A 21,954-nucleotide genomic window follows, 5' to 3' on the forward strand; every position below is an offset into this window, starting at 1 on the left:
GAGGGGGTTGGCGCGGCAGCGGTGCTGCGGTGGTGGTGCGCTGGTGGTGCTGCGCTGGTGGTGCGATCCCCTACGCGGCGGCCGTCAGGAGGGGACGGCCGGGTGCTCGGGGGCGCCTTCGGCCCCTGGCGTCGGGATCGCGCTGGGGCAGGAAGGCGGTGCGCCGTTCACGGTCGCGGATGGCCGTGCGCACTCTGGTGCGGGGCACGGCGGGCGCGCAGCGCGCGGCGATCACGGAACAGACGGCGAGCGCGGACCCCGCGGCGGCGGTCGCGGCGAGCGCGACGGCGGCGGTGAGGCTGCCGGTGTCGACGAGGACGACCTCGACGAGCAGGAAGAGGAGGAGCAGGGCGGGGCGGGCGGCGGCTTTCCAGCCGCGGATGAGTTCCTGCACCGTGGGTCCCTCCTCTCTCGTAGCGCGCGGTCTTCTTGTCGTACCGCCCGTTATACAGGATCGATCGGTACCGGGAGCGGCTGCTATCGGGGACGCATGGAACGCAGCTTGCCCCAGACCACGAGCCGGTACTTGGAGGTGTACTCGGGGGTGCAGGTGGTGAGGGTGATGTAGAACCCCGGCTCGCGGTACCCGTACCCGCCGCGCACATCGCTGCGCGGCACACTGCGAAGGACACCCCCGTCATGGGCGGAGGTCCGCGCCACCCGCTTGTCGACGACGTACGTGTATACGGCGCTCCTGGTCTCGACCCTCAGCTCGTCCCCGCCCCGCAGCCGGTTGATGTACCGGAAGGGCTCTCCGTGGGTGTTGCGATGCCCGGCGAGCGCGAAGTTCCCGGCCTGGCCCGGCTGGGCGGTGCGGGGGTAATGCCCGACGTACCCCTGATCGAGGACACCGCTCTCGCCGACCCCCTCGGCAACGGGGACGCGGATGCCGATGCGGGGAATGCGGAGGACGGCGTAGGCGTGGTCCCAGCGGGGGGCAGTTCCGGGGTCGCGGGCCGCACCGTCCCCGCCCCGCGAGGCGGAGCTGCCACCGCTCCCACCGCGGACGCCGCCTCCGTCCCTCGAAGGTGACCCTCCGCCGGAGCCCGAACCCGAACCCGCCCCCGCACGGGAAGGCCCCTCCCCCGCGCGGGAGGGGCCCTCCCCCCACTCCTCCTCAAGCTGGCGCACCTTCTCCTCGGCGGCGGCGCGGGCCTGTCGATTGGTCCACCACAGCTGATGGACGACGAGCAGAAGGAGTACGAGCCCGAAGGTCACGGCGGCCTCGGCCCCACCCCACAACACCCGCGCCGCGAGGCCACGCCGCGCGCCGCGCCCTTGCTGCACCACCGGAACCCGCTCCCGCACAAGGCCTCCCCTACGGCGTCACGCCTCCCCGGCGGCCCGCACGATAGGCGCTGCCCCCGCAACAATCCATGGTGGGAGCCGGACCGGCCGAACGGGCCGGGGCCCTCCTGCAAGAGGCCCGCTCGGCAGTACGGTGTCCCGTATGCGCCCCGACAAGCCTGCCGCCGCCGATCACGTCGACGCCGACCACATCGCCGAAGCCGCGCGCCTGGAACGCACGGCCGGCCTGTATCCGGAGGACGCCGAGCAGCTCCTCCTCCAGGCCGCCGCCCACCTCGAACTGGCCGGCGCCCGTGACCGCGCGACGACGCTCTACGACCGCCTGCTGTCCGCGGACGCCGAGCGGCCCCCCGCGTCCCCGCTCCTCATCCGCGCCCTGAAGGCCTCGAACCTCTGGGAGTACGGCCACGAGGCGGAGGCGAGGGCGATCATCGAGGGAGTCCGCGCGGCAGCGCCCCGGGACCCGGCGCCGTGGGTGATCGTGGCGGAGTCCCTGGAGTCCCACGACGAACTGGAACAGGCGCACGCCACCTTCACGGAGGCGGCGACGCTGCTCCTCCCCGTCACCACGACAGAACCCCCCTACCCCACGCACCCCCTCCTCTTCGGCCGCCACCGCGTACGCCGCCTCATGGGCGCCGACCACGACGCGTGGGACGCCCTGGCGGACCGCATCTCGACGGCCCCCGTCTCCCTGGACGAACTGCACGACCCGAAGCGGATCTGGTCCCTCGGCTCGGAGAACCCGGCGGAACTCCGCGCGGAAATCACCCGCATCCAGGCGGAACTGGGCTCGTACAGGGAGGCCCTGTCCCGCCCCTTCCCGGTAGCGATCCTGCATTGGCCGGCCGCGGAACTGACAGAACTCCTGACGGCGTACCCGACGCTGACCTCGGAATACCCCTCACACGAGGCGCACTTGTCGACCATAGAGTCCTGCCTCCGCGAACTGGCCTCCTCCGGCACCCCGAACCTGGGCATCGTCACGGGAACGGTCCCCTCCTACGAGGCCTTCGCCGCCTCGGAGGCCACGTCCCCGGACGAGCCCTCGCTGCTACCTCAGTACGCAACGACGCTGGCAGCTCGGGGGCGGGCGGTGGCTTGGCCGCCGGAGGCGAACGGGACCTGTTGGTGCGGGTCAGATCGGGCTTACCGGCAGTGCCACGGCTCTCCCGCCTGACCCCGAAGTTGTTAACGCCTGGGAACTACCGCTGGGTCGGCGAGCCGCCACGCGCGAAGACCGAACCTGTCAGAGGACACTAAGACGAGCAGCCGCATCGTCCAGGTCTTTTGCGGCCGGCACATGCACTTGGCCGAACGTAGTCGCTGCCGCCAATTCTATCGTGTCGAATCGCAGCGGCGGTTGCACATCGGCAAGTAACTGCTCGGCGGGAGTCTTTCGGCCTGCGTTCACCCCTTGGCGGAACTTCTTATTCGCTACACGTAAACTCAGCGCTCGCCGACCAGTCCATGCGTCTACGCGAAAGAGCGCATCAGCTAACGGATGAACACGCAGATCTATTCTGCGCCGCCGGAGCTGCACAAGGGTGTACACCTCTCGCAGGAATCCGTAGTACGCATTACCGATGCGCCAGCGCATCGCCGCCTGAGCACGCCATTGCTCGACACGCCGATCAACAACGAGGTGCCGAATCATCTCCCTGGAAGGATTCCCGAGCATTTTAAGTCCATCAGCGTCAGCAAGCGCAAAGTCTCGAAATTGCTGATAGGTAGGAACTGCCCCGATACGCTCAACGCAGAAGTGGAATGTGTGCGTGAAAGCGAAATCCGGATGCCAGTCCACGATCTGCGGAACGCTCTCCCCAACGTCACGCCGAACCTGCCCCAAGGCATGCTCGGTACGTTGGCATACATCGCGCACGTCGCCTTCAGTGAGTCCATAGAGCACTCGCGTCGTGTGCGCCAGCACGACCGGGGCAACCTGCACCCTCCGGGGGTCGCACTTCCATGCTTCGAACCGCCCACGGGTGCCCCTCGACGTGCAGAACAGGGCTATCACATCAGCAGCCGTCGTCTCCATCGCTCACTCCCAGCGCCAGCAAGTCAGTTCGCCAACAGGCTAGTTGGCCACGACCCCAGCGCACAGGGAATGTCGGGATCAGTGATACTAGTGAGACGTATGCCCACTTCCCGTTCCAGGAGCTGCCCGTGCCCTCGTTCGGTCCCCCCGGCCCAGCGTCTGGCGTCTGTGATGACCCTGAGCTCATGCTCGTACGCCAGCGTTTGCTGGCCCTCGACCCAAAAGGCGAGCGTTTTGCGCGCGTCCTACGCGACACCATTGACCAACTCCTCGATGGGGAACACACCGGACGGTTCGACTGGAACGACCTCCACAAGACTGAGAAGACGCACGCAGGCACCCTGGTGGAAATCAACCTGCTACGTAAATTCAACCTTGACAGTGGAGTCGACCTGGACTACCTGATCGAGGGAGCAGAAGTTGACTGCAAATTTTCACAGAAACCCTATGGCTGGATGATCCCACCCGAGGCTCTGGATGAAATCTGCCTGGTCGTCTGGGCGGACGATCATCAAAGTCTTTGGAGTGCAGGACTTATGCGAGCAAATCGCTTAAAGCTGACCACGAGCGGGACTGTGACGAAGAAGGGAAACCGTGACGGAAAGTTCCGACTAACAAAAACGCACCATTCCATGGTCAGCTGGCTCTGGCATCAGGAACCGTTGGAAGAAAACCTACTGCTACACATCGACCAGGGCACCCAAGAAGCAATATTGAATGCCGGGAAAGGAACACGGCGCAGCCCAGGCCAAGCGAAGCTGAACGAGCTTTTCCGGCGAGTACAGAAGCGTCGCGTGAACCGTACGGTCGTGCGGACTCTCGCACAGCAGAAGGACTACATGAAGCGCGTACGGTACAACGGAGGGTCACGCGACAAGCTTCGCGATGAGGGGATCCTCATCTGCGGTGACTACCCGAATCACCAAGCCGTCGCTAGCCAGCTGGGGCTGCCCGTTCCACGGGAGGGTGAAAACGTCAGCATCCGTGTCGTGGAGGCAAAATCGCACCACGCTGGCCAGCCTCGCGTCCTCCTAGAGGGACGTTTCTGGGTCGAGGCTAGGCCAGATGACCCAGAAGAACGAGCTCCGCTACTCCCAGAGACAAAGAAGAAGACGAGTAGCCCCATCTGACCCGTCTGGAGGAGGTCATGCAGATGGAGAACACCGAGATCAAGAGCGGAATTTGGGTTCCTCCGAAAGGTTCTTGGGCCTCCTCCGCAGCCCGGCGCCGCAACATGCAAGCCATCCGCAGCCGTGACACCAAGCCTGAGCGGCTGATCCGTAGCCTTCTGCACGCCCAGGGGTTGCGCTACCGAGTGGCAGCCAAGCCGCTGCCGGGCCTTCGCCGGACGGCGGACATTGTCTTCCGCCCGGCAAAGCTGGCCGTGTTCATTGACGGCTGCTACTGGCACGGCTGCCCGGAGCACTACGTATCGCCGAAGACCAATGCGGGCTACTGGTCGGACAAGGTTGCCCGGAACATGGCCCGCGACCGCGACACCGACGTACAGCTTCGGGCCGCGGGGTGGACCGTGCTGCGGTTCTGGGAGCACGAACCAGCCGAGGACTGTGCCGTCAAAATCGCGGCAGCGGCGAGCCGTCTCCGGTCATCCGGAAGGTGACGGGCTGCCCTGTCACTTCACGCCTTACCGGCGGCCTCGAACGCCGCGTAGATCTGTTCCCCGACAGCCTGCGCGACGGGCGGCGGGAACGCATTCCCTACCTGCCGGTACGCAGCAGTCTTGCGCCCATAAAACTTCCAGTCGGCGGGGAATCCTTGGATCAGACCGGCTTGAGTCACCGTGAGCTTAGGGCCCGCGGCAGCGAAAAGGTCGCGCTCCGGATCCTTCATCTCGCCCGGTTCGTTAGCAACGCCCAGACCGCACACGCCAAGGTCAGCCCACGCCCGTTTGGCCCGTGTCGGGCCGAGGTCCGCCCCTCCATGCTTCTTCGATCCGCCGACGAGCGTGGGTGCGACGCCCTCAAGCGCCTTCTCGTACCACTTCTTAAACGCCATTTCGACCCGGGGATCGTCAGCGACCGCGTCGTACCGGGCTCGCATCGAGTCGTGCAGGGCCTCGCCGACAGTGACCTCTTCGCGCTCGTCCGGCTTTGTGTGCTGAAAGTGCTGGGCGTACTGCGGCTTCATGGCAACGAGGATGGCCCGTGGACGGAGCTGCGGGACGCCATACCTCTTCGCTTCCAGCGCCTCCCAGTAGCACTTCTCGTAACCCATCGACTCCAAGCGCTTGATGATCTCGTGCCGGTACTCGACAAACTTGGGGTCAAGCAGACCACGCACGTTTTCGATCATCACAGCTTTGGGCTCAAGTTCATCAACGAGCTCAAGCATGCGGGGAAAGAGATCGCGCTCATCATCACGGCCCAGCTGCTTTCCTGCCGCGGAAAACGGAGGGCAAGGCACTCCGCCTGCGAGCAGATCAAGCTCCCCACGGGCCAGCCCCAGGCTCGCCGAGTCAAACTCTCTGAGGTCCGCCTCGATCACCCTGCAGCCAGCCCACTCCGGGTTGGTGCCGGTGTTGTCCCTGAGCGTCTGGCAGGCGTCCTTGTCGATCTCGATCAGTGCAGCATGCTTGAAGCCCGCATTGTGCAGGCCGGCAGCCTGCCCTCCGGCCCCAGCGCAGACCTCCACCGAGGTGTACTTGAGTTCATTCGTGCGGGCCATGCCCCTCCTTACAGATGTGCAGCGGCGGGCACTTTGCGCGCACCACCATCACAGAGGGTGACAGACCCCACTGACAACGAGACCTGACCAAGTGTGCAGTACGCTCCACAGTTCGCTGAACGCCCCCTCCGTCACGCCGAACACTCATACGATATTGCGCATGCGGACTCCTGCGTGGACTGTGGATGAACTTGTGCTGGCTGGCGCGCTCGTCGTGAGGAACGGATGGCACGAGCTGCGAACCGGGGAACCGGAAGTCCAGGAGCTTTCCGAGCTGCTCCGCTCTCTCCCCATCCACCCCGCAGAGGCCCACGCCATCCCCGGATTCAGGTCTCCGGACAGCGTCAGCCGCAAGACCAGCGACTTCGCAACGAACCACCCTGGTTACAGCGGCAAGGGCACTCGATGTGGCGAACCCACGAGGTTGATGATCAAGGCCTTCATCGACCGCGAGACGGAGATGCTCGAAGCTGCTCGGGCCATCGAGGAGGGCATCAGCTCGGGCCAGCTGCAGCTCATACCGCCGCAGCCCGACGAAGTCGACGAAACCGGCTCCACCGCTGTCGAAGGCCGACTGCTCGTCCGCCAGGCGCTCGCCCGCGAGCGGGACCCGAAGCTCCGCAGGCTGAAGATAAAGCAGGCACGACAGGGTGGCCGCCCGCTGCGCTGCGAAGTCTGCGACTTCGACTTCGCCCGTACATACGGAGCGCTTGGTGAGGGCTACATCGAGGTGCATCACGTCACTCCTCTCCACGCATCGGGGCCTCGGGACACCCAGCTCGACGGTCTCGCCTGCCTGTGCGCGAACTGCCACCGCATGTGTCACAAGAGCCGTCCGGGAGAATCCTGGCGCACACCCGACGCACTGAGGGCTTTGATTCGGGTACTCCCAGCAGACGTCCCAACCGCCGACTCATAGCGGGCCTGCGCTTGGCCGAGCACCTCATCTGGGTCCCGGCCCTGCGTCGCGAGCCAGTGCAGCAGGTCAGCGATGACCTCGGTGGCTGACGCCTCCAGAATGAGGGGGCCCGAAACGGCTGCCAGGCCAGCGCCGACTAGCCGCTGATACTCCTCAAGCACTGCCGCCGCGCGCTGGACTCGCAGACAGTGCCGTGCTGGCTCCAGCGAGATCTCACACCACACAGCCTTGCCGGACGCTGTGAGAACAGTGCCCCAGTCCAGGCTCATAGCCGCGACCAGGTGCAGTCCACGACCGCACTCTTTATCGCAGCCCCCAGAGCCCACTGACGGCACAAGGTGACTTCTGTCGTGCAGTTCCAGGCGGAGCCTGTCTTTCCTCGGCTCCAGGACAAGTGTCGCCGCCGCCCCCTGCCCCACATGTTCGACGATGTTCGTCGCCAGCTCGGTGACAGCCAGCTCGGCCTCTGCAGCAACAGTTGCAGCGCCCCACTGGCTGAGTGTGTTCCGTACCTCTCTGCGCAGCCGCCCCATTTCTTCCGGCAAAGCCTGGAACGGCAGCACATGGCGCAACCGAGGTGCACCCTCTCCATGACAGGACATGGCGTCACTCCCTCCCTGGCTACGTCAGCGCTGCACCCACCGCAGTCGAGCGGCGACGCTGTGTAGCGATCCTGAGATCGAGTATGACAGCGAGAAGTCTCACTGTGTAACTTCTCAGGAGTATCCATCGAGTGAATCTGGTGGAGCGCCAACTTGCGTCCTGCGTAGCCTGATTGCGGCCAGCGAGCAGGTAGCCCGCGCCATCAGGGAGGTACCGACGTGCCAGCGAGGGCCACTACCCGCCGCCGCCAGCTAGGCGCGACGCTGCGAAAACTCCGTGCCCGTAAGGGTCTGACGCTTGAGGAAGCCGGGCTCCGCGTCGGTGTATCGAAGGCGACCGTCAGCCGGTACGAGACCCGGGAAGGGCCCGTCAAGTGGCTAGTGGTGGAAGCTCTCTGCCGCGCCTATGACGCCGCTGACGCCGAGCGGAGCGCGCTCATCTCCCTCGCTAAGGACGCCAGGCAGCAGGGCTGGTGGAGATCCTTTGCGGACACCATCCCAGAGAGCATGAACCTGCTGCTGACTCTGGAAGACGAGGCTGTGCGTGAAGAGCACTTCTCCTGCGTATACGTGCCAGGGCTGCTCCAGACCCGTGGCTACACCACCGCCGTACAGCAGGCGAACGAGATAGAGCGCGTCCCTGAAGACATCGAACGGCTCGTCGACATCCGGATGAAGCGCCAGGAGATCCTCACAGGTACCAGCCCCTTGCGCCTTTGGGCCATCCTCGACGAGTCCGTGATCCGCCGAGTCGTGGGGTCGCCCGCCGTGATGCGAGAGCAGCTAGGCCATCTGCTGCGGGCCAACGCATCGCCCCACATCACGCTGCAGATTCTTCCCTTCTCCCGAGGTGCCCACGCTGCCGCCCTCGGCAGCTTCGTCATCATCGGCGGCCGTGAGCCGTCCCTGGATGTCGTCTACGTCGACCTCCACGTCGGCTCGGTATTCATGGAGAAGGACGAGGAACTGGACAGATACCGGCTGGCGTTCGACTATCTCCGCGCACAAGCACTGGACATGGCCGCGTCGTCGGCATTGATCGAGCGAGTCCGCAAGGAGATGGCATGACTGTTGGCCACGTGCCCGCCGGAGAACCCACCTGGTTCAAGTCGTCGTACAGCGGCGGCAACGAAACCGAGTGCGTCGAGGTGGCCATTACAGAGGACATACTCATACGTGACTCCAAGCGGCCTGCCAGCGCCCGCGTCACAGTTCAGGCCAGAGCGTGGACTGACTTCCTCGCCTTGCTGGACCAAGGCCCTGTCTCATAGGGCGCCTTGGCAACCTCCACACCCCCTGACACAGTTGCCGTCAATGGCAGACCGCAGCTCAGGAAGCAGGGGCACAGAGGGGCATGGGCTACACGCGTCGGCGAGCGACACTGGCGGTTGGGGCCTTGGGGCTGGCTGGCGTGGCATGGCGGTGGCCCGTCGATTCAGGCGACGCCGTCGACGCCACCCAGTTCTCCATCGCCTTCTTCGCCACCCTCCTCACCGGCGAAGCCGTGATCTTCGCGCTGTCCTTCTCCGCCGCCAGTTCGTGGCCTTCCCTGCATGCCATAGACAGCCACATCGCCTTCCGGGAGTGGGTGCTCGCCGGGTGGGTCGCCGCGATGTTCATCGCGGGCGGGCTGCTGGGGCAGAGCGAGCGGAGTACGACATACGGGGCGTTACTGTTTCTGCTCGCCAACTGCTTCGGAGTGTTCTCTTTCGCCAGGCTCTTCGGGCTGGCGAGTGTCGGCGGGCGCAATCGTCTGCTGCGGCGGACCCTGGCTCGAGGGCTTCACGAGCTTCGGGCACGGCAGGTCACGTTGGAAGAGGAAATCAGCGATGACCCCGTCGTCGCCGCCTACCTCGGCGCGCTCGACCAGGTCATCAGCGGCAACGATCCCAATGGGATAGGCAACCTCGTCCTCCAGCTCACCGAGATGGACGTGCCCGCACCCGCCGACGAGCACGCCGCCGCCCTCCACCTTGAAGTGCTGCACCGGCTGTGCCGCGCCGCTCTCGTACGCGGCACCGATCCTGTCGTCGTGGTGGGGTGCGCGGAGTCGATCGTCGCTTCTTTCATACGTGGCGTACGGACGCTGCCCAATCCCGCTGTCGCTCTCGGCGCAGCCAGTCGGTATCTGGCCTGGCTCGGCAGCACCGCAACGCTGATGTCCCAGCGCGGCATCGCCTCCAAGCGTGCCGCCCGAGAACTCGTCGCCGTGACGGTCGAGAGCCGACGCCTCATCCTCCGCCAAGCCGACCCCGACCCGGTGTCAGCCAGCGGCTCCGCCGACATGGGGTCCGTCTTCCGGAGTCCGGTGGCCATGCTGGTCTGGGCACGCGACTTCACCGAATTTCACGGATCGGATCAGGCTGGAGCCTTCTACGGCGTCCACCAGTTCCTCACGGGCCAGAAGTTCATGGGGAACTACTGGGACGGGGCATCCGTGCTGAGCGCGACGCGGGCCGCCTTGTACGGAGGCGCGGAGGGCGGCCCGGCCGAAACTCCGGAGGCGCGTGCCTCTCGCGCTCTCTTCGGCGATGTCGCGGAGTTCGACCGCTTCTGGGCTCTCGTATCCGTCAACGCCCTCGCGACCCTGCGTGATGTACGGGCCGAGCACCCCGCCGAACTCATCCGGCCAGAATTCACACCGGATCCGCAGCTCCTCGGGGCATATCTGCGGACGTTCGCCAGCCACCGTTGGTTCGCCACCGCCGCCCAGGCGAACAACGCCCTGCTCCTCCTCATGGCGCGCGCCGACAAACCCGACTCTCCTTGGGCGCAGGCCCGTACGCACACCGAGCAGTCCGTCATTCGCACCCCGGCCCCCCGCGGCGAACCTCACGACCGGCCCGCCGCCATGGTCCTTGCCATCGCCGCCCGGCTCGCTCCCCTCTCCCCTGACCAACCAGACCACGAACTCCGTGCCTTCCTCGCCGGCCTATCCGGTCCAGCGCTCAAGGCCGCGGCCGAACTCGCCGCCCGCGTCCTCCCCGGCTCGGCGGAGGCCGGGGAGCCTCGGGAGGCTGTCGTCATAGGTCTGCGTGTGCTGAGACTTGTCGGCGCCCACACCAGGAGCATCCCGTGAGCAACGTGGGGCGCCCTATGCGGGACGGGGAATGGGCCGCGGCCATCTCCCGCATAACACGGCCGGGCGTGGCAGCCGTCCTCGTCGTCCAGTGCGGCCTCGACTGGCTCAGGCCGCACCGGCTCGGCCTGCGCAACACCGTCGACGAGGCGCTCATCAACGCCCGGTCGTCCAGCAGCCCTTCACCGCAGATCACCCGCGTCCTCCTGCACAACCTTCCGGCTGCCGCCACCGAGGGGCCGGAGGGAGCGGCCGTGGCGCGGTCCTTCGCCGAGTGGAATCACCGGCTCGCCGCGTCCGCCGCGCTGCTCGCCGCGCCCTCCCCGGACGTGCAGCGGCTCATCATCGCCGGGGCCGAATCAGGCGCTTCAGTACCGGATATGGTCGATGTCCTGGAGAACAGCCAATGGAGCGAGCCGCAGCGCAGCGAGCAGGTTCTGCGGACCATTGCAAGCCCCGGCGCGACAACGCCGCTGACCGTTTACGACGTGAACTTGGACGGGCCGTTCAGCGACGCGGACCCTTCGGTCCACATGTGACGCAGGCTGGGATGCGTGTCGGGAAAACATGTCGCGATACGTACGAGGAGAGGGAGACTCCGTTGCCTTACGCCCCTGAGAACGAGCAGGACCGCAAGTTCCTGGAACAAGCCATCGCCACCTCCCGTCACGCGCTTGAGGATGAGGGCAAGACCCCCTTCGGGGCCCTCGTCGTCGTAGACGGGGAGGTGGTGGGCACGGGCACCAGCTCGGTCGTCGAGTTGTATGACCCGACCGCTCACGCCGAGGTCATGGCTCTGCGCGACGCAGGGCAGGGGCTCGGGCGCCACCTCATGGAGGACGGCGTCATGTATTCCAGCAGTGAGCCGTGCCCGATGTGTCTCACCGCATGCTATTGGGCGCGGATCCCACGGCTCGTATACGCGGCGAACAGTCACGACGTCGCGGTGAATGGGTTCGAAGACCTGCAGTTCTACCGGGAACTGGCGCTGCCGAACGGAGAGCGTCGACTGGTAGCCGAGGTGCCTGTCGAAGGTGAGCTGCGCTCGTCCGCCGCGGGCGCCCTCGCCGAGTGGGCGGCGTCGCTGCCGTTCCCGGTAGAGCCGAAGCTCTGAGGCGTAAAGGGTGTCCCGGTCTGCCATAGCCATGAGCCGAAGCACGCTAGTTGTCACTAAGGCAGCTTGTTGTCACCAGGGCCGCCGGACAGAGCGCGCCGGTTGGGATGCCAGCGCCCAGGCAGGCATTACCGGCTGGGGGTCACGGAATCATTGTCCGTAGCGGGTCCGCGGCGAGACGGACCGGCTCTGCGAGCGCGGCCTCATAGGCAGGGCGGGCGAAGACGTACGGGCCCATGGTGAGCTCCCCCCACTCCTTGCGGAAGGGCTGCCGAAAGGAGACCACGTGACGGTTTCGGGAGTGGTGGTGATGACGGTTCGCAGGGGCCAGCAGCCCCAGACGCCGCACGAACAGCCCAGAACCGGAGTGGTGCCGGTGGAGGGATCGGCAAACTCCTGTGCCGGGTGGCCGAGGAAGTGGCGTGCGGGGTCACCGACCTCGGCCAGAGTGAGGCCGTCGTGCTGGCGGAGCAGGAAGCGTTGTTCCTCCTCGGCCGTTCATGCGCCGGTCGGGCCGGTGGGACCTGCGCAACCGCGCCGAGTCGCCGGGTGCACCCTAGGAGCCGTCACCGGTGACGGCGGCGGGGCTGACGCTCCTGACCGCAGCGCTGCTGTACGTGTGCAGGCTCTCGATCTGGGATCATCCACCGAAGCCATCCGTCGAAGCCTCAGGGAGTTGTGATGGACCCCCGCCGCCCCACCCCCCACTGGTTCAAGTCGTCCTACAGCGGCGGTTCCGGGACCGAGTGTGTCGAGGTGTCGGTGGGCGGACGTGAAGTGCTCGTCCGTGATTCAAAGTGCCCGGTCAACGGGCGAGTGGCTCTCGGGATCGACGCATGGTTCGGGTTCGTGACGGGTCTGCGGGAGATCCCGCGCGCCTGATTCGGTACTGGCTGGCACCCCTCTTCCCCCCTGACACAGTTACGGTGCTTCTGTCTGGATATGTCGATGGAGAGGGAGATCCGTGCCTTACGCCCCCGAGAACGACCTAGACCGCAAGTTCCTGGACCTGGCCATCGCCAACTCCCGGCGCTCGCTTGAGGACGGCAGCACCAAGAAGCCCTTCGGTGCCGTCGTAGTCCTGGGTGGGGAAGTCGTGGGGTCGGGCAGCAACTCTGTCGTTGAGGCGTGTGATCCGACCGCTCATGCCGAGGTCATCGCCCTGCGGGACGCGGGGCGGCGGCTCGGGACGTATCTCATGGAGGACTGCACGCTGTATTCGAGCAGTGAGCCCTGTCCCATGTGTCTCGTCGCCTGTTACTGGGCCGGGATTCCGCGGCTCGTGTATGGCGCCAGCAGTCGCGACGCCGCGGTTCATGGGCATGAGGATCTGCAGTTCTATCGAGAGCTGGCACTGCCCAACGCCGAGCGGCGGATGTTGGACGAGGTGCCGGTCGAGGGGGAGGCGCGGGCCGCCGCGGTGGATGTGCTCGCTGCCTGGGCCGCCGCCCAGCCCAGCCCCGTCGAGCCGAAGCTCTGAGCCCGCCGGTGGGGTCTCCGGTCGCCGCGCGTTAGCCTCGGGCCGAAGGAACATCGCGGATTTATCGGTGAGAGGTGGGTCAACCATGGCGAGGATTCCCGGAGCAGTCGTGGCCGCGAGTGGGCTGATCGGTGGATACGGCGCCGCCCGTCTCACCAAGAAGCGGCCCCTCGGCGGAGCCGTGCTCGCCGCTGCCGGGGCCGTCGCCGCTCGGCAGTGGCGGGAGGCGGCCGGCGGGAAGACCGCCGCCGCGCTCACCGCGGCCTACGTCGCCGGGTTCGCCGGCTCGCACCCGCTCGCCAAGAAGGTGGGAGCCTGGCCCGCCGTGTTCAGCGTCGCGGGTGGTGTCGGGATCGCGTCGTGGGTCCTCGCCGACCGGCGTAGCTGAGGCGAGGCGAGGGGGCGGGCGGGGACGCGGGGGCGCGGCGGCCTTGCCGGTCCGGCGGAGGTGAGGTGAGAGGCGGGAGCACTGTAGCCCGCCTACGTCAGACCTCGCGGCGCGCCGCGCTCCTCGCCACCCCCGCCGCCACCAGGGTCCCCACCCCCATGACCAGCGTGCAGAACGCCCACGCCAGCGGCCACACGTTCGCGTCCTTGGTGGGGTGTGAGTTGAAGGAGACGTACATCAGCGTCGCCGGCGGGGCCGCCACCACCAGCAGCGTCCATGCCAGGCGGTCCCTGATGCCGAAGTAGGCCGCGAGGGTCAGCAGAGCCAGGGCCAGGAGCAGCACCCCCGACGCCGTCACCGGTGATGTCTCGTTGAGCGCGCCCGGGGTCTCCGCTCGGTTGCGCAGGTCCCAGGGGAGGCACGCCACGTATGCCGCGGCCGCGAGCGCCGCGCCCATGAGGCGGGTCGCGTACCTGGGGAGCGGTGCGGTTTGCCGGAGCGGTATCAGCGTCGCGTTCATGTGTACGACGGTGCCGCGCCGGGCGCGTGGCACGACAGAGTACGCGTACTCATCTACCCGGTGAGCCGAACGAACCGGGTGAGTCGGGCGCCACGGGTGAGTCGGGCGCCCCGGGTGAGTCGGCTCGCCAGGTGCCCCGCGCGCACCTTAATTCTCGCAGAGGGGCACGATCCGGCCAGCCTCATCTCGCCAAGCGCGCGCTAAGACGTCGCCCCGCTCTCCCGCGCCGCCGCCCCGGTTCCCCTCCCCACCGACGACAACGGCTCCGCGATGTCCTCCAGCGATCGCCTCTCCGCCTTCACCGCGAACGCCGCCGCCACCAGGCCCGCCGCGCACATCAGGCCCGCGCCGATCTCGAAGGCCAGGACCGTGTCGCCGACCACGCCCGACTCCGTCAGCTTGGCGAAGATCAGGGGGCCGCTGATGCCGCCGGCCGCCGTGCCGATCGCGTAGAAGAAGGCGATGGCCATGGCGCGGGTCTCCATCGGGAAGATCTCGGAGACCGTCAGATACGCGCTGCTCGCGCCCGCCGACGCGAAGAAGAGGACCACGCACCAGCAGGCCGTGAGCGTCGCCGCGCTCAGCGAACCCCGGTCGAAGAGCCATGCCGTGCCGAAGAGCAGGACGCCGGAGATCAGGTAGGTCGAGGAGATCATGATCCTGCGGCCTACCGTGTCGAAGAGTTTGCCGAGGAACAGCGGGCCGAGGAAGTTGCCCGCGGCGATGACGGCGAAGTAGTAACCCGTGCTGCCCGAGGGCACGTCGTAGAACTTGGTCAGGATCGCGCCGAAACCGAAGGTGATCGCGTTGTACAGGAACGCCTGGCCGATGAAGAGGGACAGGCCGAGGACCGCCCGCTTGGGGTAGTCGCGGAAGACCGTCTTGGCGATCAGGCCGAAGCCGATGCTCTTGCGCTGGTGGATGGTGATCTCGCGGTCGGGCGGCGGCAGCGGCTCGCCCTTCTCCCGCTCGATCTCCCGCTCCACCGACGAGACCAGGTTCTCCGCCTCCTCGCCGCGGCCGTGGATGAACTGCCAGCGCGGGCTCTCCGGGACGTGGCGGCGTACGAGGAGGATCACCAGGCCCAGGACGACGCCGAGGGCGAAGGTCAGTCGCCAGCCCAGGTCCTTGGGGAAGATGTCGGTGTTGAGCATGACGACCGAGAGCAGTGAGCCGCCGATCGCGCCCAGCCAGTAGCTGCCGTTGATGATCAGATCGACGCGGCCGCGGTACTTGGACGGGATCAGCTCGTCGATCGCCGAGTTGATCGCCGCGTACTCGCCGCCGATGCCGAAACCGGTCAGGAACCGGAAGAGGAAGAACCACCAGGCGTCGAAGGAGAGCGCGGTGAGGGCGGTGGCGCCGAGGTACACCGCGAGGGTGACCATGAAGAGCTTCCTGCGGCCGTACTTGTCGGTGAGCCGGCCGAAGAAGAGCGCCCCGGCGCACGCCCCCGCCACGTACAGGGCCGCCGCGATGCCCGTGACCTGAGCGGAGCTGATCGCCAGGCCGCTGCCCTCCTCGGAGAGGCGGCTCGCGATGTTGCCTACGGTGGTGACCTCCAGGCCGTCCAGGATCCACACCGTGCCGAGGCCCACGACGATCATCCAGTGCCAGCGCGACCACGGCAGGCGGTCGAGGCGGGCCGGCACGGCCGTGGTGACGGTGGCGGCCTCGGAGTCCCGGCCGGGACGACCTGGGGTGTGGTCGGGGGGCGGCGGCGAGGCCGGTGGCGTGGACGACGCGGTCATGGCGGGCGGCTCCTTCCGCTGTTCCCACGTCGCCGCACTGCTGATCGCGCTCGCACCGCTGCTCGCACCGCTGCTCACGCTCGCACTGCTGCTCACGCGCGCGCCGCTTGCTGTACGCGCCGCGCGGGCGACGGCCCACTCGGCTCCGAGCGAGCCCCTCCAGAGTGCCCAGCAAACGCTTCCTCACGCGCGCTGGAGCCCACCGGACGATCAGGAGCCGGACCGGACCGGGTCAGGTCAGGTCAGGTCAGGTCAGGTCAGGTCAGGTCAGGTCAGGCCAGGCCAGGCCAGGCCAGCAACCGCACCGTACGAAACCCCTTACGCGAAACCCCTCACGCCCAGAACGCCCGCGACACCGCATAAATCACCAGCCCCGCCAGCGAGCCGACCACCGTTCCGTTGATCCGGATGAACTGCAGATCCCGCCCGATGTGCGCCTCGATCTTCTTCGAGGTGTGCTCCGCGTCCCAGCCCGCCACCGTGTCCGTGATGAGCGAGGTGATCTCGTCGCGGTACGTCGTCACGACGTACACCGCCGCGCCCTCCACCCAGCCGTCCACCTTCTCCTGGAGCCGCCCGTCCTGCGCCATCCGCGCGCCGAGCGACAGCAGCGAGGCCCGCACGCGCAGCCGCAGCTCGCTGCGCTCGTCCTCGGCGGCGGCCACGATCATGGACCGCACGGCCGACCAGGCGGAGGCGATCAGGTCCTGCACCTCGCCGCGCGCCAGGATGTCCCGCTTGAGGCGCTCCACGCGCGCGCGGGTGTCCGAGTCGGACTGGAGGTCGGCGGCGAAGTCGGCGAGGAAGCGGTCGACGGCGCCGCGCGCGGGGTGCTCGGGCATGTCCCGCATCTCGGTGACGAAGCGCAGCAGCTCCTTGTAGACGCGGTCGCCGACCTTCTTGTCGACGAACCGCGGGGTCCAGCCGGGGGCGCCGCCCTGCACCGCGTCCATCACCGAGTCGGCGTGCTCGACCAACCAGTCGTGGGCGCGTACGCAGACCAGGTCGACGACCCTGCGGTGGCCGCCGTCCGCGACGATCTTCTCCAGCATCTTCCCTATGCCGGGCGCGATCTCCTGCGCGTCGGCGCGGCGCGTGATCGCCTCGCCGACGACCGCCTGCACGTCCGAGTCGCGCAGGACGGTGAGGGCGCCGCGCAGCGCCGTGGCCAGCTCGGCGGTGACGCGGTCGGCGTGCGCGGGCTCGGCGAGCCAGGTGCCGAGGCGCGCGCCGATGCCCACGGCGTGCAGGCGGCCTCGTACGACGTCGGCGGAGAGGAAGTTCTCCCCCACGAAGTCGCCGAGGGAGGCGCCCAGCTGGTCCTTCTTGTTCGGGATGATCGCCGTGTGCGGAATGGGCAGGCCGAGCGGGTGCCGGAAGAGGGCCGTCACCGCGAACCAGTCGGCGAGCGCGCCGACCATGCCGGCCTCGGCGGCCGCCGCGACGTACCCCGTCCAGGCGCCCGCGCCGGAGTGCTGCGCCCACTTCGCCAGTACGTAGACCAGCGCGACGAAGACGAGCAGTCCCGTCGCCGTGATCTTCATCCGGCGCACGCCGCGCCGCTTCTCCTCGTCGGCGGGGCTGTACGTGAAGCCACCGGGGGCGGGGGTCACGGGGCTCCTCGCGCCGGGGGCCGAGGGCTCGGCCGCCCCGAACGGAGTACGCCCCGCAGGGTGACCCTCATGGGACCTTCCCTCCCCGTCTCCCTCAGTGTTTTCCGCCGTGTTTTCCGCCGAGTTTTCCGCCGCGTTCTTACTCTCCACTCACTCCACCTGGCCCGTTCGCCTCGTCCTCATCAGTACTGTCCCCACGTATCGCCACGTCCTGTGTTCTGCGCCCCTTCCTCACCTACTCCTGGAACGAACGACAAGTTCCCGGCGTCGGTAAGGGCAGAGGGGGGCAGTGTCGGCCGCCTCACGGCCCATGCCGCATCATGGGGTGATCACACCGGAGCCTCGGGGCTCCCCCTGCCCGAGGAGAAAGAGCCCGCATGACCAAGCGTCACGGTTATGCCCTTCTCGCCGCGGTCATCGCGGTCATAGTGGTGATTTCCGCCGCCATATACGTCGGCGTCACCGGCACCGACGACGGCTCGCAGGACACCATCAGCGCGGGTCCGCACACCCCTCGCAACTCCGCGGCACCCGCCTCCTCCGGCACCTGGGTCGGCTCCTGGTCCGCCTCCCCCGCGGGGGCCGAGCCGGGCACCGAACGCAAGGGCTTCGCCGGCCGCTCCCTCCGCAACGTCGTGCACACCAGCGTCGGCGGCGAGAGCGCCCGCATCACCCTGTCGAACCTCTACGGAACCACGCCGCTGAGCATCACGCACGCCTCGCTCGCGCTGGCCTCCGCGTCGAACGACCCGGCCGCCGCGCCCGGCACGCTGCGCCGCCTCACGTTCGACGGCAACACCTCGGTGGTGATCCCGCCGGGCGCCCAGGTGATGAGCGACGCCGCCCGTCTGCGCGTCCCGCACGACTCCGACCTGCTGGTCACGACGTACTCGCCGACCCCCTCGGGCCCCGTCACCTACCACCCGCACGCACGCCAGATCAGCTACGTGGCGGAGGGTGACCGCACCGAGGACCCGGCAGGCGACGCCTACACCGAGCAGAGCCCGTTCTGGCGCTACCTCTCCGCGGTGGACGTGCTGAGCCACGAGACCGACGGCACCGTCGTCGTCTTCGGCGACTCCATCACCGACGGCATCACGTCCACGATGGGCGCCAACCGCCGCTGGACCGACGTCCTGGCCGACCGGATGCGCGCCGAGTCCGGCGCGCCCCGCTACGGCGTCGTGAACCAGGGAATCAGCGGCAACCGCGTCCTGTCCGACGGGCGCGGGCGGCCCGCCGCCAACCCGAGCGGCCTCTCCCGCTTCGACCGTGACGTCCTGGACCGCACGGGCGTCAAGGCCGTCGTCATAGCTCTCGGTGTCAACGACATCCTGCGCAACCCGCACCAGAACAACCCGGACCGCATCATCGAGGGCCTGCGCGAACTGACCCGCCAGGCGCACACCCGCGGCCTGCGCGTCGTCGGCGCCACGCTGATGCCGTTCGGCGGCCACCGCGGCTACGAACCCGCTCTCGAAGCGGTGCGCCAGTCCGTGAACGACCAGATCCGCTCGGGCAAGGTCTTCGACGACTTCGTCGACTTCGACCGCGCCCTGCGCGACCCGTACGACCCGCGCACGCTGCGGGAGCGGTACGACTCGGGCGACCATCTGCACCCCTCGGACGCGGGCTACCGCAAGATGGCGGAGACGTTCAACCTCGCGCACCTGAAGGGGTCGGCGGCGGCCGAGCTCTGACAGCCCTTCACCTGCGGGGCCGGGGCCGGCTGCGGCTGGTCGCGCAGCTCCCCGCTCCCCGCGCCCCTTGCGCGGCCCCTCAGCCGCGCTCCCTACGGCGTTCCAGCTTCTCGCGGCGGCGCTCCTCCTTCAGGCGCAGCTTCTCGGCCCTGCGCAGCTTGCGTTCGACGCCGACGCCGCCCATCAGGGCGAAGCCCTTGACGACCACGCGGGGCGAGCCGGGCGTGCCGGGGCCGGTCGCCCGGTCGTCGAAGCCGCCCATGATGCCGAAGCCCTTGACCACGACGTTCATCTCCGGCGGCACGGTGACCTGGATGCCGCCCATGACGGTGAAGCAGAGGATCTCCACGTCGCGCTCCGTGAAGTAGGCCTCGCGCAGATCGATCTCACCGCCGCCCCACATCACGAACGAGGAGAACCGCCGGCCGACCACCCAGCCGCCCTTGCGGCCGAACCCGCTCCAGAAGGCGAAGCCGAAGGTCGACGTGGGCTCGCCGTCCACCACCCGCGCCGCCCAGTCGACGGCGGCCGGGTCGTCGCTCCCGGGCCGCTTCACCATGGAGACCTTGGCGGCGCCGTGCGCCGGCAGGTCACGGGTGATCGGCTCCAACTCGCCGTACGTACGCGCCTTGTACGCGGCGTCGAGGCGCTCCTCGAACTCCGTCATGTCGAGGCGGCCCTCGGCCATCGCGTCCCGGAGTACTTCGGCGACCCGCTCACGGTCGGCGTCGGAGGCCCGCAGGTCGGGGAGTTCTTCACTCATGAGGAGCAGCCTACGAGGTCGCCTTGTCCGCGTACATCTTGGCGATGACCGCCTCGATGTCGGGCTCCCTGACCGACAGATCGGCCAGTGGATACCGGGCCGCGATCCGCGCGACGAGCGGAGCCGCCGACTCCGCGGCAGGGAAGGCGAGCCACTGCCGCGGGCCCTCCACCCTCACCACCCGCGCCGACTCGACCTCGATGGGCGGGAGTTCCCGCTCCAGGTCCACGACCAGGGTGCGCTCGCTCTCCCCCACCTCGTGCAGCCCGGCGAGCGGACCGTCGTACATGAGACGCCCGTGGTCGATGACCATCACGCGCTTGCAGAGCTGCTCGATGTCGGTGAGGTCGTGGGTGGTGAGGAGGACCGTCGTGCCGGTCTCCGCGTTCAGGTCCCGCAGGAAGCCCCGCACCTTCGCCTTGCTGATGACGTCCAGGCCGATCGTCGGCTCGTCCAGATAGAGCACCTCGGGGTCGTGCAGGAGCGCCGCCGCGATGTCGCCGCGCATCCGCTGGCCGAGGGAGAGCTGGCGTACGGGGACGTCCAACAGGGGGCCCAGCTCCAGGAGTTCGACGCAGCGGTCGAGGTTCTCCCGGAAGCGGGCGTCCGGGATGCGGTACATGCGGTGCATCAGGCGGTACGAGTCGATCAGCGGCAGGTCCCACCACAGGGTCGTGCGCTGGCCGAAGACCACGCCGATGCGGTGCGCGAGGCGCGTGCGTTCGCGGGAGGGGTCGATCCCGGCGACCCGCAGTCGGCCGCCGCTCGGCGTGAGGATGCCCGTCAGCATCTTGATCGTCGTCGACTTGCCCGCGCCGTTCGGCCCGATGTAGCCGACCATCTCACCGCGCGGCACGGTGAACGAGATCCCGTCGACGGCCCGCACCTCGTGCCGCTCGCGCCGCAGGAATCCCGTCTTCTTGCGTACGTCGAAGACCTTCTCGACGCCGTCCAGCTCGATGAGGTCCATCACCATGACACTTCAGCTCCCTGTGCTGCGGTACGAACGGAGGCCCGTGCGCCAGGCGAGACCGGCGAGAGCGAGGCAGGCGACGGCGACCAGCGGGGGTGTGAAGGCGGTCCACACCGGCAGGTCCAGCGGGTAGGGCCGCCCCAGGACGTACAGCGCGGGCAGCCAGTTCACGAAGGCCAGCGGCAGGACGAAGGTGACGCCGCGCACCAGGTCCTTGGCGAAGACGGACGGCGGGTACTGGAGCAGCGTCGTGCCGCCGTACGTGAAGGCGTTCTGCACCTCCGCCGCGTCCCGCGCCACGAACTGGAAGGCCGCCCCCGCCACGAACAGCGCCCCGAAGATGCCCGCGCCGCTGAGCAGCATCAACGGCACCATCGCGGCCTTCGGGGCGGTCCAGTCGATGTCCAGGACCACGAGCGCGTACGTCAGGACGAACGCGCCCTGCGTCAGCCGGCCGAGCCGGTGCAGCCCGAACCGGTCGGCGGCGACCTGCGCGATGACCGGGGCGGGCCGTACGAGAAGCGTGTCCAGCGTGCCGTCGCGCACCCGCTTGCCGAGGCGGTCCATGGAGCCGAGGGACAGGTCGGCGAGGCCGAACGCGGTGCACGACGCGCCGTACAGGAAGGCGATCTCGGAGAGCGAGTAGCCGCCGAGCCGGTCCACCTGGGAGAACATCAGCAGGATCGCCGCGAAGTCGAACGCGGTCACCGCGAAGTTGCCGAGCGCGGTCATCGCGAAGGACAGGCGGTACGCCATGAGGGAGCGGATCCACATGCCGGAGATCAGCCGATAGGCACGCACCCCGGTGCGCACCTCGGCCAGCCTGAAACGCCCCCTCGCCGATCCGCAGCACGCCTTCGCCGACCCGCAGCACGCCTTCTCCCACCCGCAGCACGCCTTCGCCGACTCGCAGCACACCCGCGCCGATCCGCAGCACGCCTTCGCCGACCCGCAGCACGCCTTCGCCGACCCGGAACACGCCTTCGCCGGTCCGGAGCACGCCTTCGCCGACCCGCAG

Annotated in this window: 24 protein-coding genes; 13 read left to right on the top strand and 11 right to left on the bottom strand. The window is 68.2% G+C overall.

Annotation, left to right across the window (positions count from 1 at the left end; genetic code table 11):
• Nucleotides 1-70 precede the first annotated feature (70 nt).
• Both ACWDVB_RS03060 and ACWDVB_RS03065 read right to left on the bottom strand, forming a co-directional pair.
• A complete protein-coding gene (locus ACWDVB_RS03060; protein WP_451515618.1) occupies nt 71-394 on the bottom strand; it encodes a DUF6412 domain-containing protein in 324 nt (107 codons plus the stop codon).
• A gap of 83 nt (nt 395-477) precedes the next feature.
• Nucleotides 478-1,290, bottom strand: coding sequence for a class E sortase (locus ACWDVB_RS03065; protein ID WP_451515617.1), 813 nt, complete (start codon nt 1,288-1,290; stop codon nt 478-480).
• 160 nt (nt 1,291-1,450) lie between these two features.
• Here ACWDVB_RS03065 and ACWDVB_RS03070 point away from each other — a divergent pair, with 160 nt between their 5' ends.
• On the top strand, nt 1,451-2,488 hold the full coding sequence (locus tag ACWDVB_RS03070; RefSeq protein WP_451515616.1) for an SEC-C metal-binding domain-containing protein: 1,038 nt from the start codon (nt 1,451-1,453) through the stop codon (nt 2,486-2,488).
• A gap of 69 nt (nt 2,489-2,557) precedes the next feature.
• Here the strand turns inward: ACWDVB_RS03070 and ACWDVB_RS03075 are convergent, their stop codons facing one another.
• Nucleotides 2,558-3,349, bottom strand: coding sequence for a hypothetical protein (locus ACWDVB_RS03075; RefSeq protein WP_451515615.1), 792 nt, complete (start codon nt 3,347-3,349; stop codon nt 2,558-2,560).
• Between the two features lie 185 nt (nt 3,350-3,534).
• Between ACWDVB_RS03075 and ACWDVB_RS03080 the strand changes: the two genes are divergently transcribed.
• Both ACWDVB_RS03080 and ACWDVB_RS03085 read left to right on the top strand, forming a co-directional pair.
• Nucleotides 3,535-4,479 carry a NaeI family type II restriction endonuclease gene (locus ACWDVB_RS03080; RefSeq protein WP_451515614.1) on the top strand — a complete coding sequence of 315 codons (945 nt, stop codon included), beginning with the start codon at nt 3,535-3,537 and terminating at the stop codon, nt 4,477-4,479.
• A gap of 23 nt (nt 4,480-4,502) precedes the next feature.
• Entirely contained in the window at nt 4,503-4,970 is a 468-nt protein-coding gene (locus ACWDVB_RS03085; RefSeq protein WP_451515613.1) for a very short patch repair endonuclease, read from the top strand.
• A gap of 17 nt (nt 4,971-4,987) precedes the next feature.
• Here the strand turns inward: ACWDVB_RS03085 and ACWDVB_RS03090 are convergent, their stop codons facing one another.
• Entirely contained in the window at nt 4,988-6,034 is a 1,047-nt protein-coding gene (locus ACWDVB_RS03090) for a DNA cytosine methyltransferase (RefSeq protein ID WP_451515612.1), read from the bottom strand.
• A gap of 160 nt (nt 6,035-6,194) precedes the next feature.
• Between ACWDVB_RS03090 and ACWDVB_RS03095 the strand changes: the two genes are divergently transcribed.
• Nucleotides 6,195-6,953, top strand: a complete 759-nt coding sequence (locus ACWDVB_RS03095; protein WP_451515611.1) for an HNH endonuclease — start codon at nt 6,195-6,197, stop codon at nt 6,951-6,953.
• Here the strand turns inward: ACWDVB_RS03095 and ACWDVB_RS03100 are convergent.
• Nucleotides 6,857-7,555: an ATP-binding protein gene (locus tag ACWDVB_RS03100; protein ID WP_451611936.1), complete on the bottom strand. Its 699-nt coding sequence runs from the start codon at nt 7,553-7,555 to the stop codon at nt 6,857-6,859. The two genes, ACWDVB_RS03095 and ACWDVB_RS03100, sit on opposite strands and share 97 nt — an antisense overlap.
• 219 nt (nt 7,556-7,774) lie before the next feature.
• Here ACWDVB_RS03100 and ACWDVB_RS03105 point away from each other — a divergent pair, with 219 nt between their 5' ends.
• From ACWDVB_RS03105 to ACWDVB_RS03140, 8 genes are all read left to right on the top strand, one after another.
• Entirely contained in the window at nt 7,775-8,623 is an 849-nt protein-coding gene (locus ACWDVB_RS03105) for a helix-turn-helix domain-containing protein (RefSeq protein WP_451515610.1), read from the top strand.
• Nucleotides 8,620-8,826 carry a DUF397 domain-containing protein gene (locus ACWDVB_RS03110; protein WP_451515609.1) on the top strand — a complete coding sequence of 69 codons (207 nt, stop codon included), beginning with the start codon at nt 8,620-8,622 and terminating at the stop codon, nt 8,824-8,826. The genes ACWDVB_RS03105 and ACWDVB_RS03110 overlap by 4 nt, the downstream gene beginning before the upstream one ends.
• A gap of 140 nt (nt 8,827-8,966) precedes the next feature.
• Nucleotides 8,967-10,634 carry a hypothetical protein gene (locus ACWDVB_RS03115; RefSeq protein WP_451515608.1) on the top strand — a complete coding sequence of 556 codons (1,668 nt, stop codon included), beginning with the start codon at nt 8,967-8,969 and terminating at the stop codon, nt 10,632-10,634.
• Complete coding sequence (locus ACWDVB_RS03120; RefSeq protein ID WP_451515607.1) at nt 10,631-11,173, top strand: hypothetical protein; 543 nt, start codon at nt 10,631-10,633, stop codon at nt 11,171-11,173. Before ACWDVB_RS03115 ends, ACWDVB_RS03120 begins: the two co-directional genes overlap by 4 nt.
• Before the next feature lie 62 nt (nt 11,174-11,235).
• On the top strand, nt 11,236-11,748 hold the full coding sequence (locus ACWDVB_RS03125) for a nucleoside deaminase (RefSeq protein ID WP_451515606.1): 513 nt from the start codon (nt 11,236-11,238) through the stop codon (nt 11,746-11,748).
• 681 nt (nt 11,749-12,429) lie between these two features.
• On the top strand, nt 12,430-12,630 hold the full coding sequence (locus tag ACWDVB_RS03130; protein ID WP_451515605.1) for a DUF397 domain-containing protein: 201 nt from the start codon (nt 12,430-12,432) through the stop codon (nt 12,628-12,630).
• Nucleotides 12,631-12,712: 82 nt separating this feature from the next.
• On the top strand, nt 12,713-13,228 hold the full coding sequence (locus ACWDVB_RS03135) for a nucleoside deaminase (protein WP_451515604.1): 516 nt from the start codon (nt 12,713-12,715) through the stop codon (nt 13,226-13,228).
• Nucleotides 13,229-13,313: 85 nt separating this feature from the next.
• Entirely contained in the window at nt 13,314-13,616 is a 303-nt protein-coding gene (locus ACWDVB_RS03140) for a hypothetical protein (protein ID WP_451515603.1), read from the top strand.
• A 97-nt stretch (nt 13,617-13,713) separates the two neighbouring features.
• On the opposite strand, the gene ACWDVB_RS03145 is transcribed toward ACWDVB_RS03140, so the two are convergent.
• The 3 genes from ACWDVB_RS03145 to ACWDVB_RS03155 form a co-directional block, all read right to left on the bottom strand.
• Nucleotides 13,714-14,136: a hypothetical protein gene (locus tag ACWDVB_RS03145; protein WP_451515602.1), complete on the bottom strand. Its 423-nt coding sequence runs from the start codon at nt 14,134-14,136 to the stop codon at nt 13,714-13,716.
• Nucleotides 14,137-14,336: 200 nt separating this feature from the next.
• Complete coding sequence (locus ACWDVB_RS03150; RefSeq protein ID WP_451515601.1) at nt 14,337-15,887, bottom strand: MFS transporter; 1,551 nt, start codon at nt 15,885-15,887, stop codon at nt 14,337-14,339.
• Nucleotides 15,888-16,219: 332 nt separating this feature from the next.
• Nucleotides 16,220-17,500, bottom strand: coding sequence for a DUF445 domain-containing protein (locus ACWDVB_RS03155; protein ID WP_451515600.1), 1,281 nt, complete (start codon nt 17,498-17,500; stop codon nt 16,220-16,222).
• A gap of 377 nt (nt 17,501-17,877) precedes the next feature.
• Between ACWDVB_RS03155 and ACWDVB_RS03160 the strand changes: the two genes are divergently transcribed.
• The gene (locus tag ACWDVB_RS03160) at nt 17,878-19,200 is read left to right on the top strand and encodes a GDSL-type esterase/lipase family protein (protein WP_451515599.1); all 1,323 of its coding nucleotides are present in this window, start codon (nt 17,878-17,880) and stop codon (nt 19,198-19,200) included.
• A gap of 79 nt (nt 19,201-19,279) precedes the next feature.
• On the opposite strand, the gene ACWDVB_RS03165 is transcribed toward ACWDVB_RS03160, so the two are convergent.
• The 3 genes from ACWDVB_RS03165 to ACWDVB_RS03175 are packed head-to-tail and all read right to left on the bottom strand — an operon-like array spanning nt 19,280 to nt 21,710.
• A complete protein-coding gene (locus tag ACWDVB_RS03165) occupies nt 19,280-19,963 on the bottom strand; it encodes a DUF1707 SHOCT-like domain-containing protein (RefSeq protein ID WP_451515598.1) in 684 nt (227 codons plus the stop codon).
• A gap of 10 nt (nt 19,964-19,973) precedes the next feature.
• Nucleotides 19,974-20,933 carry an ABC transporter ATP-binding protein gene (locus ACWDVB_RS03170; protein WP_451515716.1) on the bottom strand — a complete coding sequence of 320 codons (960 nt, stop codon included), beginning with the start codon at nt 20,931-20,933 and terminating at the stop codon, nt 19,974-19,976.
• A 12-nt stretch (nt 20,934-20,945) separates the two neighbouring features.
• Nucleotides 20,946-21,710 carry an ABC transporter permease gene (locus ACWDVB_RS03175; RefSeq protein WP_451515715.1) on the bottom strand — a complete coding sequence of 255 codons (765 nt, stop codon included), beginning with the start codon at nt 21,708-21,710 and terminating at the stop codon, nt 20,946-20,948.
• Between the last annotated feature and the right edge of the window lie 244 nt (nt 21,711-21,954).

Source organism: Streptomyces sp. NPDC003379 (assembly GCF_053589195.1).